Source organism: Polaribacter sp. P097 (assembly GCF_036864555.1).
Taxonomy (GTDB): Bacteria; Bacteroidota; Bacteroidia; order Flavobacteriales; family Flavobacteriaceae; genus Polaribacter.
Genome location: NZ_JAZETJ010000001.1, coordinates 1,365,896 through 1,380,382, shown reverse-complemented (window position 1 = coordinate 1,380,382; position 14,487 = coordinate 1,365,896). Strand labels below are relative to the sequence as shown.

Annotated in this window: 13 protein-coding genes; 6 read left to right on the top strand and 7 right to left on the bottom strand. The window is 32.2% G+C overall.

The annotated features are described in order from the left end of the window. Positions 1-5: 5 nt before the first annotated feature. The 5 genes from V7R38_RS06365 to V7R38_RS06345 form a co-directional block, all read right to left on the bottom strand. On the bottom strand, positions 6-593 hold the full coding sequence (locus V7R38_RS06365; RefSeq protein WP_015481113.1) for a cytochrome c oxidase subunit 3: 588 nt from the start codon (positions 591-593) through the stop codon (positions 6-8). 1 nt (position 594) lies between these two features. Further along, positions 595-1,497: a heme o synthase gene (gene cyoE / locus V7R38_RS06360; RefSeq protein WP_015481114.1), complete on the bottom strand. Its 903-nt coding sequence runs from the start codon at positions 1,495-1,497 to the stop codon at positions 595-597. Positions 1,498-1,669: 172 nt separating this feature from the next. Next, positions 1,670-2,266, bottom strand: a complete 597-nt coding sequence (locus V7R38_RS06355; protein WP_334056777.1) for a hypothetical protein — start codon at positions 2,264-2,266, stop codon at positions 1,670-1,672. A gap of 31 nt (positions 2,267-2,297) precedes the next feature. After that, positions 2,298-3,068 carry an enoyl-CoA hydratase/isomerase family protein gene (locus V7R38_RS06350; protein WP_334056775.1) on the bottom strand — a complete coding sequence of 257 codons (771 nt, stop codon included), beginning with the start codon at positions 3,066-3,068 and terminating at the stop codon, positions 2,298-2,300. Between the two features lie 118 nt (positions 3,069-3,186). Next, entirely contained in the window at positions 3,187-6,138 is a 2,952-nt protein-coding gene (locus V7R38_RS06345; RefSeq protein WP_334056773.1) for a leucine--tRNA ligase, read from the bottom strand. Positions 6,139-6,253: 115 nt separating this feature from the next. Between V7R38_RS06345 and V7R38_RS06340 the strand changes: the two genes are divergently transcribed. Then, entirely contained in the window at positions 6,254-9,088 is a 2,835-nt protein-coding gene (locus tag V7R38_RS06340; RefSeq protein ID WP_334056770.1) for a M16 family metallopeptidase, read from the top strand. A 73-nt stretch (positions 9,089-9,161) separates the two neighbouring features. Here V7R38_RS06340 and V7R38_RS06335 read toward each other — a convergent pair whose 3' ends face one another. Continuing rightward, positions 9,162-9,584 carry a hypothetical protein gene (locus tag V7R38_RS06335; RefSeq protein ID WP_334056768.1) on the bottom strand — a complete coding sequence of 141 codons (423 nt, stop codon included), beginning with the start codon at positions 9,582-9,584 and terminating at the stop codon, positions 9,162-9,164. Between the two features lie 115 nt (positions 9,585-9,699). After that, positions 9,700-10,584: an ACP S-malonyltransferase gene (gene fabD, locus V7R38_RS06330; protein WP_334056766.1), complete on the bottom strand. Its 885-nt coding sequence runs from the start codon at positions 10,582-10,584 to the stop codon at positions 9,700-9,702. A gap of 138 nt (positions 10,585-10,722) precedes the next feature. On the opposite strand from fabD, the gene V7R38_RS06325 reads away from it, so the two are divergent. The 5 genes from V7R38_RS06325 (at position 10,723) to V7R38_RS06305 (ending at position 14,445) form a co-directional block, all read left to right on the top strand. Beyond that, positions 10,723-11,424 carry a queuosine precursor transporter gene (locus V7R38_RS06325; protein ID WP_334056764.1) on the top strand — a complete coding sequence of 234 codons (702 nt, stop codon included), beginning with the start codon at positions 10,723-10,725 and terminating at the stop codon, positions 11,422-11,424. A 53-nt stretch (positions 11,425-11,477) separates the two neighbouring features. Continuing rightward, positions 11,478-12,188, top strand: coding sequence for a DUF547 domain-containing protein (locus tag V7R38_RS06320; protein ID WP_334056762.1), 711 nt, complete (start codon positions 11,478-11,480; stop codon positions 12,186-12,188). 40 nt (positions 12,189-12,228) lie between these two features. Next, a complete protein-coding gene (locus tag V7R38_RS06315; RefSeq protein ID WP_015481123.1) occupies positions 12,229-12,564 on the top strand; it encodes an arsenosugar biosynthesis-associated peroxidase-like protein in 336 nt (111 codons plus the stop codon). Positions 12,565-12,668: 104 nt separating this feature from the next. Then, the gene (arsS, locus tag V7R38_RS06310) at positions 12,669-13,724 is read left to right on the top strand and encodes an arsenosugar biosynthesis radical SAM (seleno)protein ArsS (RefSeq protein ID WP_334056759.1); all 1,056 of its coding nucleotides are present in this window, start codon (positions 12,669-12,671) and stop codon (positions 13,722-13,724) included. 43 nt (positions 13,725-13,767) lie between these two features. Continuing rightward, positions 13,768-14,445, top strand: coding sequence for a TIGR04282 family arsenosugar biosynthesis glycosyltransferase (locus V7R38_RS06305; RefSeq protein WP_334056757.1), 678 nt, complete (start codon positions 13,768-13,770; stop codon positions 14,443-14,445). The last annotated feature ends 42 nt before the right edge of the window (positions 14,446-14,487 follow it).

Below are 14,487 nucleotides of genomic sequence, written 5' to 3'. Positions count from 1 at the left end.
TTTCATCACCTAATAAAATAGAAAAAGAAAAATAGATAAATCCATAATAAATCTACAAAATGCCAGAAAATAGCTCCTAATTCGAACCCTAGCAAATCATTTGGCTTGTATTTATATTTAAAATGATTATAAATTACAACAAATAGTACAATAACCCCTGCAAAGATGTGCAAGATGTGCATAAATGTAATACCAATTATAAAAGATGTAGATACTGTGCTTTCTGGCCCAGTAAAAAATAAACCTACACTTTTTAACTGATTAAAACCTACATATTGTTGCCAAATAAAACCTAATCCTAAAGCCAAGGTAAGTACCAAGAAAATTAGTGACATTTGTCTTTTATCTTTCTTTAAAAAACTTTGCGATAAAAATAAAGTAATACTACTTAATACAATTAAGCCAGTACTAATAAAAAAGGCCTGTGGCAAATCAAAATCTACCCAATCATCACGCTTCATACTTATTACATAAGCACTGGTTAGCCCTGCAAAAAACATAACCATACTAATCATGGCTACCCATAACATAGGCTTGGCTGATTTACTTTGAGCTGCCTTATACTCTTGTTCTAATGCTTGTTCTTCTATCATCTTAATGTAAAAATTTATCAACTACATATATAACTTGTACAATGGTTATGTACAAAACGCTGGCTAGCATTAATTTTCGGGCATCTGTATTTTGTTCAGATTTGTGCAATTTTACACCATAATACAACATTACCAATCCTAGTAATGCTACTATTACAGCTGTTAGTGGATAGATATAAAAATCTCCAGAAACTTTTAACACAGGTGCTATAGAAACCAAAATCATAATAACTGTGTAAAAAATAATTTGTTTTACAGCACTTTTATCTTTGGTATTCATTGGCAGCATATTAAAACCTGCCTTTTTATATTCTTCGAACTGCAACCAACCTATGGCCCAGAAGTGTGGAAACTGCCAAAAAAACTGAATCATAAATAGCATACCAGCTTCTATACCAAACTGATTTGTTGCAGCTACCCAACCTAACATAAATGGTATAGCTCCAGGTATTGCACCTACAAAAACAGTTAAAGGTGTAACAGATTTTAATGGTGTATAAACAGAGGTATATAAAAATATAGAAATAGCCCCAAACAATGCTGTTTTTGGGTTAATGCTATACAAGATACCTAAACCCAAAAGTGTAAATAAAACTGCAACAAACATGGCAAAATTAACAGACATTCTACCTGTTGGTAATGGCCTATTCATTGTACGCAGCATAAGAGCATCAGTATCTTTTTCTATAACTTGATTAAATGCGTTAGAAGCACCAACCATAAAAAAACCACCTAAACCTAATAAAATTAATGTTGAAAAATTCACGACATCAACTGCTAACAAATAGCCAGCAACAGACGAAAAAACTACGCTTAAAGATAAGCCAACTTTAGTAAGCTGTTTTAAGTCTGATAAAAGCGTATCCATTGCTATTTTTGTCTCTGAAATTACAGTTGAATTCATATTGCCACGAATGTTTTGCAAAGATATTTGATAATTATGAATTTACCATACAAATCGATGGTTTTGTGATTTAAAACACATAAAAAAACCCACTCATAATATGAGTGGGAAAATTGCTATGAAAAAGAAAAAGTGTGGTTTAATAAAAAACCACGTGCAAATATAAATATAATTATTTAGAAAAATATTTATATTCCTCTTTTTTTGATAAATCAGTCACTTGATACAAAATTGTATTATTTATAGTAGTAGCTTGTAATACACCTCTAATTCTATTATAATAATACACAGAATCAATATCAATATTCTGACTATATCTATTGTTAAATTTTAAATAAATAGAATCATTTTGCATGGTAAATGTTCCTTTATTTATGCACCTGTATGTTTTGTATAAGGTTTTTAATTCGAAATCTTTATCGGTAAAAAGTGTAAGCTTTACATTGGTTTTTGCTGTAGCTGGAGATTTAAAAGCCAACTTTGTAGTTTTGAATAAATTATCATCATGAAAGCATAATAAAAACAACAGCACAATTGTATACACGACTGCAATAAGTACAGGTCTGTAATTAAAAAGTTCTTTCTTTAGTGCAATGCCATATAAATTATTGAATAGCACCACCAAAAACACAATAACAAAGAGTAACGCAAACGCACCAATTACAATAATTTCTGTAACACCATAACAAAAATCTCCTGGATGAACTAGGTGGATTAATGGCAATAGTGCTATTAAAATGAGCAGGATGTATCTCTTTCTTATTTTCATTAGGGGTCTTTGAATAAAGTAATATAGTGTATTATTTTTTAGAAAACTTAGCCAATGCCTTTTTAGTGGCTTCAGATAGGACTAATTCTCCAGAAACTTTAGCTCTTTCTATCAGTAAATTTCCCCAATGATCTGTGTTTTCCCAAAGCACTTTTTTCATTTCTGCTAAGGCTTGTGAATTGTACGAAGCTAGTTTCTGCGTAAAATACTCAAGTTCTGTATCTAATTCCTTTGTATTTTCTAAAACCTTTGAATACAAACCTTTTTCTTTTGCCCAATAAGCATTTTTCCAATTGGTTGCATCTAAAGTTAATTCGCTCAAAGCAGCCAAACCAATTTTACGTTTTACTGCTGGCTCTATAACAAAAGGCCCAATACCTATAGTTAGTTCAGATAGTTTTATAGACGCTGCTTCTGTTGCCAATACATAATCGCAAGCTGCAGCCAAACCTACACCTCCACCAACAGTTTTACCTTGCACTCTACCTACAATTAATTTGCTGCAGGTTCTCATGGCATTAATCACATTTGCAAATCCAGAGAAGAATTGTTTTCCTTGTTCTAAATTTTCGATAGCAACTAACTCATCAAAAGAAGCACCAGCACAAAAAGCTTTTTCTCCTTCAGATTTTAAGACAATTACAGCTACTGCATCATTAGTAGAAATAGCAGTAAATTCTTTTGCCAATCGATCTAATAATTCACTAGGAAATGAGTTACTGGCAGGATGTCCAAATTCTATAGTAGCAATATTTCCTTGAATATTGGTATATAAACTTCCATTTTGTCTTGTAGTAGTCATATCTAAAGTTTTATCAAAAGTATGTTATTATAAATGAAAAATCAAAGTAAAAAGAAAGTCATTATGCGAACATAATGACTTTAACTTCTTAAACAATTGAAATTGTAAATTACAATAATTAACCTACAATATTTACAATTTTACCTGGTACAATTATTACTTTTTTAGGTGTTCTACCTTGTAATTGTGCCTGAGTTTTTTCGTGAGCCATTACCGTTTTTTCTATTTCTTCTTTAGATAAATCTAAAGACAATTCTAATGTAAAACGCATTTTACCATTAAATGAAATAGGATAGTTCTTTGTACTTTCTACCAAATGTTTTGGTTCAAAAACAGGAAAAGGAGCTGTTGAAATTGAACTTGAATGCCCTAACTTATTCCACAACTCTTCTGTAATATGTGGTGCATATGGTGATAATAAAATCAATAATGGCTCTAAGATTTCTCTTTTATTGCATTTTAGAGCTGTCAATTCATTTACGGCAATCATAAAAGTAGATACTGATGTATTGAAAGAAAAATTTTCGATATCATCTTCTACCTTCTTAATGGTTTTATGTAATGTTTTTAATTCGTCTTTAGTAGCAGCTTCCTCAGAAACTTCAAATTGTTCTCCATTAAAATATAGTTTCCATAATTTTTTCAAGAATGATGAAACTCCAGAAATACCAGAAGTTTTCCAAGGTTTGGTTTGTTCTAAAGGCCCTAAAAACATCTCGAATAAACGTAAGGCATCTGCACCATATTCTGCAACAATATCATCAGGATTTACAACATTGTATTTTGATTTAGACATTTTTTCTACTTCACGCCCTACTTTATATGTACCATCATTTAAAATGAATTGAGCATTTTTAAACTCTGCTCTCCAATTTTTAAAAGCTTCAGTATCTAATTCATCAGAAGCATTTACAAACGAGACATCTGAATGTATTCCACTTTTTATAATCGTTAATAATTCTGATTCTTGCTGATTTATAATTTTCTTATCCAATAAATATTCCAATACTATATTTTCGAACTCATCTGCATTTGAAAACAATTCTTTAGAAACAAATATCAACGGAATTTTAGCTTTTATATCATCAAAAGAACTGCTTACGGAACAACCCGATTTTACAAAAACATCTGCTTTGTAAACAAAAGCACTTGTTCCCAAAATCATTCCTTGATTAATTAACTTTTTCGCAAATTCATTTACAGGCAACACACCTCTATCAAATAAAAACTTTTGCCAAAAACGTGCGTATAATAAATGACCTGTTGCATGTTCTGAACCTCCTATATATAAATCGATATTCTGCCAATAGGCTAAATTTGCCTTAGATGCAATTTCGCTATCATTATTCGGATCCATATATCTATTAAAGTAATACGAACTACCAGCCCAACCAGGCATTGTGTTCAACTCTAATGGAAAAACAGTTTCATTATCAATCAACTCGTTAGCAACAACTTCATTCGTTTTTGTATTCCAAGCCCAAACTTCTGCATTTCCTAAAGGTGGTTTTCCATCTTCAGTAGGTAAATATTTTTCTACTTCTGGTAACACAATTGGCAAGTGCTTTGCATCAATCATTTGCGGCATTCCGTCTTTGTAATATACAGGAAATGGCTCACCCCAATAACGTTGTCTGCTAAACACAGCATCACGTAATCTGTAATTTATTTTACCATAACCAAAGCCTCTTTTTTCCATTTCGTAAATGGCTAATTTTAAGGCTTTCTTATATTTTAAGCCTGATAAAAAGTCTGAATTTGCAATTACAGTTCCTTCTTTATCTGCGTGAGCAGCTTCAGAAATATCTACGCCTTCAAAAATATTAGGAATAGGAATATCAAAATGCTTTGCAAAATCATAATCACGTTGATCTCCACAAGGTACAGCCATTACAGCTCCTGTACCATAAGATGCTAACACGTAATCACCAATCCAAATTTGAACCTTTTCACCAGAAAAAGGATGAATTGCATAAGCTCCCGTAAACGCACCTGAAATTGTTTTTACATCAGCCATTCTATCACGTTCAGAACGTTTGGCTGTTGCTTCTACATAAGATGCAACTGCTTCTTTTTGAGCATCAGTTGTAATTTTAGACACCAACTCATGTTCTGGAGCTAAAGTCATAAAACTAACTCCAAAAATAGTGTCAGGACGTGTTGTAAAAACGGAAATACTATCTTCAAAACCATCAATTTTGAATGAAACCATTGCTCCTTGAGAACGTCCAATCCAATTGGTTTGCGAATCTTTTAAAGGTTGTGGCCAATCAATAGTGTTTAAACCATCCAACAAACGTTGTGCGTATGCAGAAATTCGCATAGACCATTGTGTCATTTTTTTACGAACCACAGCATGACCTCCACGTTCTGAAACTCCGTTTACAATTTCGTCATTGGCTAAAACAGTTCCTAAAGCAGGACACCAATTTACTTCTGTATCCGACAAAAAAGTTAAACGATATTGCAATAATATTTCTTCTTTTTTGGTTACTGAAAAAGCGCTCCATTCTTCTGCTGAAAAAGAAATAACCTCATCATCACAAACTGCGTTTACAGTTGTATTACCTTCTTTTTCGAAAATTGAAATCAAGGCAGAAATATCTTCTGCTTTATCTGATTCTTTGTTGTACCAAGAATTAAATAGCTGAATAAAAATCCACTGTGTCCATTTGTAATATTCAGGATTTGAAGTACGTACTTCTCTACTCCAATCAAAAGAAAAACCAATTTGATCTAATTGTCTTCTATATGTTTTAATATTCTCTTCTGTAGTTTTTGCAGGATGTTGCCCAGTTTGAATTGCATACTGTTCTGCAGGCAAACCAAAAGAATCATAACCTTGTGGATGCAATACATTAAACCCTTTATGACGTTTGTAACGTGCATAAATATCACTAGCAATATACCCTAAAGGATGCCCAACATGTAACCCTGCTCCTGAAGGATAAGGAAACATATCTAACACATAATACTTAGGTAAATCTGAAGTATTAGAAGCTTTAAAGGTTTGGTTTTCTGCCCAATATTTTTGCCAATTCTTCTCTATTTCTTGATGATTGTATTGCATCTATTCTCTATTTAAGGGTGCAAATTTACGTTTATTCTATGAAAGAATAAATTCGAATTTTAACAATTCTACTCTTACAATCATTTTGTAAATTAGCCAGATAAATCCATCCAAAATGAAAAAAATTTTTATTGCTTTATTAGTAACTGTTGGTTTAGTTGGCTGTAAAACGCCTTCTGAAGAAAAAACAAAAGAGTTAAGTGTAAATTATAAAAAAATTGAACTAGACAATGGCTTAGACGTTGTTTTTCATATCGACAAATCAGACCCTGTTGTGGCTGTAGAGTTGATGGTTCATGTAGGTTCTGCCAGAGAAATTGAAGGCAGAACAGGTTTTGCACACTTGTTTGAACACTTACTTTTTTTAGAATCAGAAAATTTAGGAAAAGGTGGTTTAGATAAAATGAGTGCAAGAATTGGTGGTTCAGGTGCTAACGGTTCTACCTCTAGAGATAGAACAAATTACCTACAAACCGTGCCAAAAGATGCTCTAGAAAAAATGATTTGGGCTGAGGCTGATAAATTAGGGTATTTTATTAATACTGTAACAGATCCTGTTTTAGCGAAAGAAAAGCAAGTGGTTAAAAATGAAAAAAGACAAAGCATAGACAACAGACCTTATGGACATAATCAATATGTGATTGATAAAAACCTATATCCAAAAGATCATCCTTACAACTGGCAAGTTATTGGCTCTTTAGAAGATTTGCAAAATGCGACTTTAGAAGATGTAAAAACATTTTTTAGAAAGTGGTACGTACCCAACAATTCTACCTTAGTTTTATCTGGTGATATCGACATTGAGCAAGCTACAAAATGGGTAAAGAAATATTTTGATGAAATTCCTAGAGGTGAAGAAATTGAACCACTAGCTAAAAGACCAGGTAAAGTAGCCGAAACTAAATTGTTGTATTATGAAGATAATTTTGCGAGAGTACCTCAACTTACTATGGCTTGGCCTAGTGTTGCTCAATACCACAAAGATTCTTATGCTTTAGAGGTATTAACACAATATTTAACCAATGGTAAAAATGCACCTTTCAATCAGGTTTTAATTGATGATTTAAAATTAACATCAAACACAACCATGTACAATTACACTTCTGAATTAGCAGGTCAAACACAACTAATTGTAAGGGCTTTTAACGGAGTAAAGTTAGATGAAGTAAAAGAAGGAATTGAAAAAGCTTTTGCAAAATTTGAAGAAGAAGGGATTTCTGAAAAAGATTTAAATAGAATTAAAGCAGGACAAGAAACTCGTTTTTATGGCAGTTTATCTAGTGTTTTAGGTAAAGGTACTGGCTTAGCTTCCTACAACACCTATACTGGTAATCCTGGTTTTGTAACTCAAGACATCAACAGCACTTTAGCTGTTACTGCAGAAGATGTAATGGATGTGTATAACAAGTATATTAAAGAACAAAATTTTATTGCAACTAGCTTTGTACCAAGAAATCAAGCAGATTTAGCATTATCAGGGTCTGATTTGGCAGATGTAGTTGAAGAGAAAATTGTTATTGGTGCAGAAGAAAAATTCGACCCTAAAATTGCTGCAAATTATGAAAAAACACCTTCTTCTTTTGACAGAAGTATAGAACCAGATTATGGAGAAACGCCTTCTTTGGCAGTGCCTGATGTATACAAAGCTAACTTAGAAAATGGCTTAAAAATATACGGAATAGAAAATGATGAAGTGCCTTTAGTGCGTTTTAATTTATCTATTAAAGGAGGTCAGTTATTAGAATCTATGGATAAATTAGGTTTGGCCAATTTAACTGCAAGTTTGTTAGAAAAAGGTACAGCCAATAAAACAGTAACAGAATTGGAAGAGGCTATTCAAGAGTTGGGTGCCTCTATCAACGTATATTCAGGCACAGAAAACATTACAATAAGTGCAACTACTCTAGCTAAAAATTACGATAAAACATTAGCTCTAGTAAAAGAAATGCTATTAGAACCAAGGTTTGATAGTAATGAATTCGATTTATTAAAGAAGGCCACAATAGCTCGTTTACGTCAGCAAGAAGCTAGCCCAAATGCAGTAGCTAGAAATACGTATAATGAGTTGATTTATGGTAAAGACAACATGCGTGCAAAAAATAATTTAGGAAGCACAGCCTCTGTAAGCAATATTACCCTAGAAGATGTAAAGAATTTTTATAATACCAACATTTCTCCTTCTGTAGCTAAAATGTTGGTAGTTGGTGATATTTCAGAAGCACAAGTAACTTCATCTTTACAAGATTTAAATGATAATTGGCTGGCAAAAGAGGTAACTATACCTGAATACAAAACACCAGATGCACCTACTGAACCAACTGTATATTTTTATGATATTCCAAATGCAAAACAATCAGTTTTACAATTTGGTGCTCCTGCTTTGGCTGCAACAGATGAAGATTTTTATCCTGCAACTGTTATGAATTACATTTTAGGTGGTGGTGGTTTTGCTTCTAGATTAACCCAAGAATTAAGAGAAGGTAAAGGATATACATATGGAATTAGATCTGGTTTTTCTGGTTCTAATGCAAAAGGTGCTTTTACTATTTCTAGTGGAGTTAGAAGTAATGTAACTTTAGAATCTGCGCAAGCTGTAAAACAAATATTAGAAGACTATCCAGAAACATTTTCTGATAAAGATTTAGAAACTACAAAAAGCTTTTTAATTAAAAGTAATGCAAGGGCTTTTGAAACTTCTAGAGCAAAATTAAACATGTTATCGAACATGAGTGAATATGGCTGGGAATCTGATTATGTAAAAGACAGAGAGGCTGTTGTAAACAACATGACTAAAGAGCAAATCAAAGCTTTAGCCAACAAATATGTGAATCCAAATAAAATGATTTGGTTGGTTGTTGGTGATGCAGAAACTCAATTAGATAGAATGAAGGAGTTGGGTTATGGAGAACCTGTTCTTTTAAACAAGCGTCAAGAAAAAATAAAGAAATAAAACGTTTTCTCTTATATTAAAAAAGGCTTTCAATTAATTTTGAAAGCCTTTTTTAATAATCAATATTTTATGTTTAAATACAATTTAGGTAGTCTGAACCTCTTTCATATAAGGTTAGTTGTATAATTCCATCAGCATAAAAATTAACAATGCTATTGTTACAGGTAAATTCAACTTCATACGTTTTTACATTTCCAAAATGGAAATCCATGGTTAAAAGATCACCTGAAATGGTATAATCTACAGTACCTGGAATCGCTTCACTTGTAAACTCATTATCTACAGCATAGTAAGTAAATCTTTCTCCGTTTGAAAACGTATACATTACCCTATCCTCAAAATCTTTAAGCAACCATTCTTGCTTTTCTAAAACAGCTACTTTTTCATCTATAGTTAATGGTGCTCCATAATCATTTGAATCATCATTACAACTTGTAAAAAGAATTACAAATGTTACTATAAAAAAGCCTACTACTTTGTTCATTTTGTTTTTCATCTTGTTTGGTTTTAATTGGTTGCTGTAAATAAAAGAACAACCCACGTTTTGAGCAACTTAAACTACATCAAAAGGAAAATTATACGTTAAAAAGGAAAAACAAGGGTTTAAATTTCTACAAAGAAGCACCACTTGCAGTAACACTTCTATCTATTTTACGCATTAATCCTTGTAAAACTTTTCCTGGTCCAACTTCTATAAATTCAGTTCCTCCATCAGCAACCATAGCTTGTATACATTGTGTCCATTTCACAGGCGCCGTTAATTGTGCAATTAAATTACTTTTAATTGTAGCTGCATCTGTTATAGCCATTGCTGCCACATTTTGATACACAGGACAAACAGGTTTATTGAATGTTGTATTTTCTATTGCAGCTGCTAACTCTTCTCTAGCTGGCTCCATTAAAGGCGAATGAAATGCACCACCAACAGGCAACAATAATGCTCTTCTTGCGCCTTTCTCAGTTAATACTTCACATGCTTTTTTAACAGCTTCAATATCTCCAGAAATCACCAATTGACCTGGGCAGTTGTAATTTGCTGCAACTACCACTCCTTCTTCAATAGCAGCACAGGTTTCTTCTACAACAGCATCTTCTAAACCTAAAACTGCAGCCATAGTAGATGGTACATCTTCACAAGCTTTTTGCATAGCCAAAGCTCTTTTAGATACTAAGCGCAAACCATCCTCAAAAGAAAGTACACCATTTGCAACCAATGCAGATAATTCTCCTAAAGAATGCCCAGCAACCATTTCTGGCTGAAAATCATCACCCAACACTTTTGCTAAAATAACCGAATGTAAAAATATGGCAGGCTGTGTTACTTTAGTTTCTTTTAATTCTTCTGGTGTTCCAGTAAACATAACATCCGTTATCGAAAACCCTAAAATATCATTGGCTTTCTCAAACATTTCTTTAGCCAAGCCTGAGTTTTCGTATAAGTCTAAACCCATTCCTGGAAATTGTGCTCCTTGTCCTGGAAAAATATATGCTTTCATTGTAAGTTTTTTATAAGTTGAATTCTTTTCTAAATTTTAAAGCGACAAAAATAATGAAATTTAGTTGAAGCTTCATCTTTGTTCTTCTCTGTACATTTTGCCTCTTGAACTTCAAACAAAATTTGTAACTTCGTTTGTATGAATAAAAAAGACAAACAGGCTGCAGACCGAATTTACCTCATTCTAGCAGCACTTTTTATAGCTTCTTTGGTGACCTCTAACTTAATTTTTCAAAAATTTTTTTACTGGTATCCTTTTCAACTAGAAGTCTTTGATGTAAAATTATTTGAAGTTTCTGTAGGCCTTTTGCCCTACCCAATCACCTTTTTAATCACAGATATTTTATCGGAAATTTATGGTAAACGTAAAGCAAATGAAGTTGTTATTGCTGGTATTTTTGCTTCTTTCTTTTCATTACTCATTATATATGTATCTAAAGAAGTACCTGCAACTTCTTGGTCTAAGGTAGATGACACCACGTTTGTAGAAGTTTTTGGTGCAGCACCTTTAGCTGTATTGGCTTCTATGCTGGCCTATTTATTTGCACAGTTTATAGATATTAGAGTGTATCATTTTTGGAAAAAACTTACAAATGGGAAACACCTTTGGCTGAGAAATAATTTCTCTACATTTTCTTCTCAGTTTATAGATACCATGACTGTTCTTTTATTGCTTTGTTCTTTTGAAATTATTGAATGGAATAAATTCTGGGGATTATTATTAAGTGGTGTGCTTTTTAAAATAATCATTGCAGCTTTAGATACTCCGTTTTTATACTTGGCTGTTTATGCATTTAGAAAACGATTCCGATTAAAAATAAACGAGGAAATTTTAGACTAATCTTTTTGTAAAGTTCTAAAAAATTGCTCGTCTAAAAGAGAAACCAATCTATCATGAAACAATTATCTTTTCTATTTTTTGCCCTTGTTTTTAGTACTCAGGTAAATGCACAAACATCAATATTTTCAAACTTACTAGAAAAACATGTTAGCACAGAAGGGTTTGTAAACTATGATGCCTTTAAAGCAGATGAGGCACAGTTAGACAACTATTTATCACATTTAGAAAGTACTATTCCAGATAATTCGTGGTCAGAAAATCAATTAAAAGCCTTTTGGATTAATGCTTACAATGCTTATACCATAAAACTTATTTTAAAAAATTATCCTTTAAAATCGATAATGGATATTAAGAAGGATGGCAAAACTGCATGGAAAATTCCGTTTGCAAAAGTTGGTGGAGAAACCTATACTCTAGATGAGATAGAGCATACTATTTTAAGAAAAAAATACTTTGACCCAAGAATTCATGTTGGTGTAAACTGTGCATCTATTTCTTGTCCAAAAATCTTAAATAAAGCCTTTACTGCTGTAAATATTGATAGTGAATTAGAAGAACTAATGAAAGAATTTGTGAACGATTCATCTCGAAACAAATTAGGAAAAAAGAAAGTTCAAATTTCTTCTATTTTTGATTGGTTTAAAGACGATTTTACAAAAAATGGTAGTGTAATCGATTACTTAAATAAATATGCCAACACAGCAATTAATCCAAAAGCAAAAATCTCTTATTTGAAATACGATTGGAGATTGAACAGTAAATAATTACTATCTTTCATATTTTTTTATAAAACAAATTCAATTTATGTCTAAAACATATTACGATGCTGCTGATTTGAGAAAATTTGGCAAAATAACAGAATGGAGTGAAGAACTAGGAAATAAGTTTTTTGATTATTATGGAAAAGTTTTTGAAGAAGGTGCCTTAACTGCTCGTGAAAAATCGCTAATAGCCTTGGCTGTTGCACATACAGAGCAATGCCCTTATTGCATAGATGCCTATACTAAAGATGGTTTACAACGAGGCATTACCAAACCAGAAATGATGGAAGCCATTCATGTAGGTGCTGCTATTAAAAGTGGAGCAACTTTGGTGCATGGTGTTCAAATGATGAACAAGGTGAATAAACTAGAAATGTAAGTGATTCACTAAAAAGTGATGGGGCTTAAAAAACCACAAAACCATTTTCTGCGTACATAAAGTAAATAACCTAAAAAAGATTCTGAGATAACTTCAGCATACATATGGCTACAAAATCATTAAAAGCAAGAAATAACGACATCGCAAATACCTCTCGTCAAATGGAAATTCTTTCAAACGGAATTTTCGCAGATGGTGAGTTGCCAACCTTTGCAAAAAAAATAAAAGAAACCAATCAATTTCCTTTACGTCCAAAAAAATTAGAAATTCTTCAAATTAACTTAGGCTACATGTGTAACCAAGTTTGTGAGCACTGTCATGTAGATGCAGGGCCAGACAGAAAGGAAATTATGACTGTAGAAACCATGCAGCAATGTTTGGATATTATTAAAAAAACAGAAGCCCATACTTTAGATTTAACTGGTGGTGCCCCTGAAATGAATCCTAATTTTAGATGGTTTGTAGAAGAGGCATCTAAAGCCGGAATTAAAGATTTCATTGTGCGTTCTAATTTAACCATTATTAGAGCCAATAAAAAATATTACGATTTACCTGAATTCTTTAAAAAACATAATGTACATGTGGTTTCTTCAATGCCTCATTGGACTCGTGGAAAAACTGACAAACAAAGAGGTGATGGTGTTTTTGATAAATCAATCAAAGCATTGCAAGAACTAAATGCTGTTGGTTATGGTATGCCTGGTTCTGATTTAAAATTAGACTTGGTTTACAATCCTTCAGGAGCATTTTTACCTGGAGATCAACAAGCTTTAGAAAACGATTTTAAGAAAGCCTTAAAAGAGGAATTCAATATCGATTTTCATAGTTTGTTTGCCATCACAAATTTACCAATCAGTAGATTTTTAGATTATTTAATTGCTTCAGACAATTATGAAGATTATATGTATGCTTTAGTAGACGCCTATAATCCTGCAGCTGTAGAGAATGTAATGTGTACAAATACATTATCTATTAGTTGGGATGGTTGGTTGTATGACTGTGATTTTAACCAGATGCTAAATTTAAAAGTAGCCAATAAAGTAAAGCACGTTTCTGAATATAATGAAGAATTGTTACAAGACAGAAACATTATTATAAACCAACATTGCTATGGTTGTACTGCAGGTGCAGGTAGTAGTTGTCAAGGTGTAGTTGCATAATTTAAGATTCTAATTTCTCCCCCAAAAGAGAAAATAAAACTATTTGATTCAAAATACTGCCATATTAATTTTTGCAAATTCAGCTGAAAAAGATGCTGAAAGAAAATCGTTTCTTTCTGCTGATGCTATTGCTGCATTAAATAAAGACACTTTAAAGAAGGTTAAAAAATCTGGAATTACCTATTTCCATTTTTCTGAAAAAAATCAAGTTGGCGCTAATTTTGGTGAGCGTTTTTCTAATGCAATAGCTTCAGTTTTTAAGAAAGGATATCAGAATGTAATTACCATTGGTAATGATACTCCTCATTTAAAAACAAGCCATATTCTTAAAGCTGCTCATCAGCTAGAACATAACAATTTAGTTTTAGGGCCTTCTAAAGATGGTGGTTTTTACTTAATGGGAATCAAAAAAGCACATTTCAATAAAAAAGCTTTTGTAAAATTACCTTGGCAAACGAAGTTGTTAAACGCTTACATTTCTAAACTTTCTGCTAGCAGTAATAGTTCTATTGCTTATTTAGAGCTTTTGAACGATTTAGATGCACAAGAAGATATTGCCACAATTTTAGAGAGTCGTTTTTATATTAATAAAGATGTACTTCTAATTTTAAAAAAGCTTTTCATTTTTAAAAAAGTTACTTTTTATCATCTAGAAAAAAGTATTGACTCTTTTCTGCAACCTTTATACTATAATAAAGGTTCTCCTAACCTTGCTGTTTAGTTCGTTTTTGTTGCCTTAGCAACACCTCAATCAAAATTCTTT

What these genes read in the sequence shown, in the direction of transcription:
- V7R38_RS06355 (WP_334056777.1), bottom strand. Translation starts at nt 2,266, where the DNA reads ATGAAAATAAGAAAGAGATACATCCTGCTCATTTTAATAGCACTATTG.
- V7R38_RS06335 (WP_334056768.1), bottom strand. Translation starts at nt 9,584, where the DNA reads ATGAAAAACAAAATGAACAAAGTAGTAGGCTTTTTTATAGTAACATTT.
- fabD (WP_334056766.1), bottom strand. Translation starts at nt 10,584, where the DNA reads ATGAAAGCATATATTTTTCCAGGACAAGGAGCACAATTTCCAGGAATG.
- V7R38_RS06345 (WP_334056773.1), bottom strand. Translation starts at nt 6,138, where the DNA reads ATGCAATACAATCATCAAGAAATAGAGAAGAATTGGCAAAAATATTGG.
- cyoE (WP_015481114.1), bottom strand. Translation starts at nt 1,497, where the DNA reads ATGAATTCAACTGTAATTTCAGAGACAAAAATAGCAATGGATACGCTT.
- arsS (WP_334056759.1), top strand. Translation starts at nt 12,669, where the DNA reads ATGGCTACAAAATCATTAAAAGCAAGAAATAACGACATCGCAAATACC.
- V7R38_RS06340 (WP_334056770.1), top strand. Translation starts at nt 6,254, where the DNA reads ATGAAAAAAATTTTTATTGCTTTATTAGTAACTGTTGGTTTAGTTGGC.
- V7R38_RS06315 (WP_015481123.1), top strand. Translation starts at nt 12,229, where the DNA reads ATGTCTAAAACATATTACGATGCTGCTGATTTGAGAAAATTTGGCAAA.
- V7R38_RS06320 (WP_334056762.1), top strand. Translation starts at nt 11,478, where the DNA reads ATGAAACAATTATCTTTTCTATTTTTTGCCCTTGTTTTTAGTACTCAG.
- V7R38_RS06365 (WP_015481113.1), bottom strand. Translation starts at nt 593, where the DNA reads ATGATAGAAGAACAAGCATTAGAACAAGAGTATAAGGCAGCTCAAAGT.
- V7R38_RS06350 (WP_334056775.1), bottom strand. Translation starts at nt 3,068, where the DNA reads ATGACTACTACAAGACAAAATGGAAGTTTATATACCAATATTCAAGGA.
- V7R38_RS06325 (WP_334056764.1), top strand. Translation starts at nt 10,723, where the DNA reads ATGAATAAAAAAGACAAACAGGCTGCAGACCGAATTTACCTCATTCTA.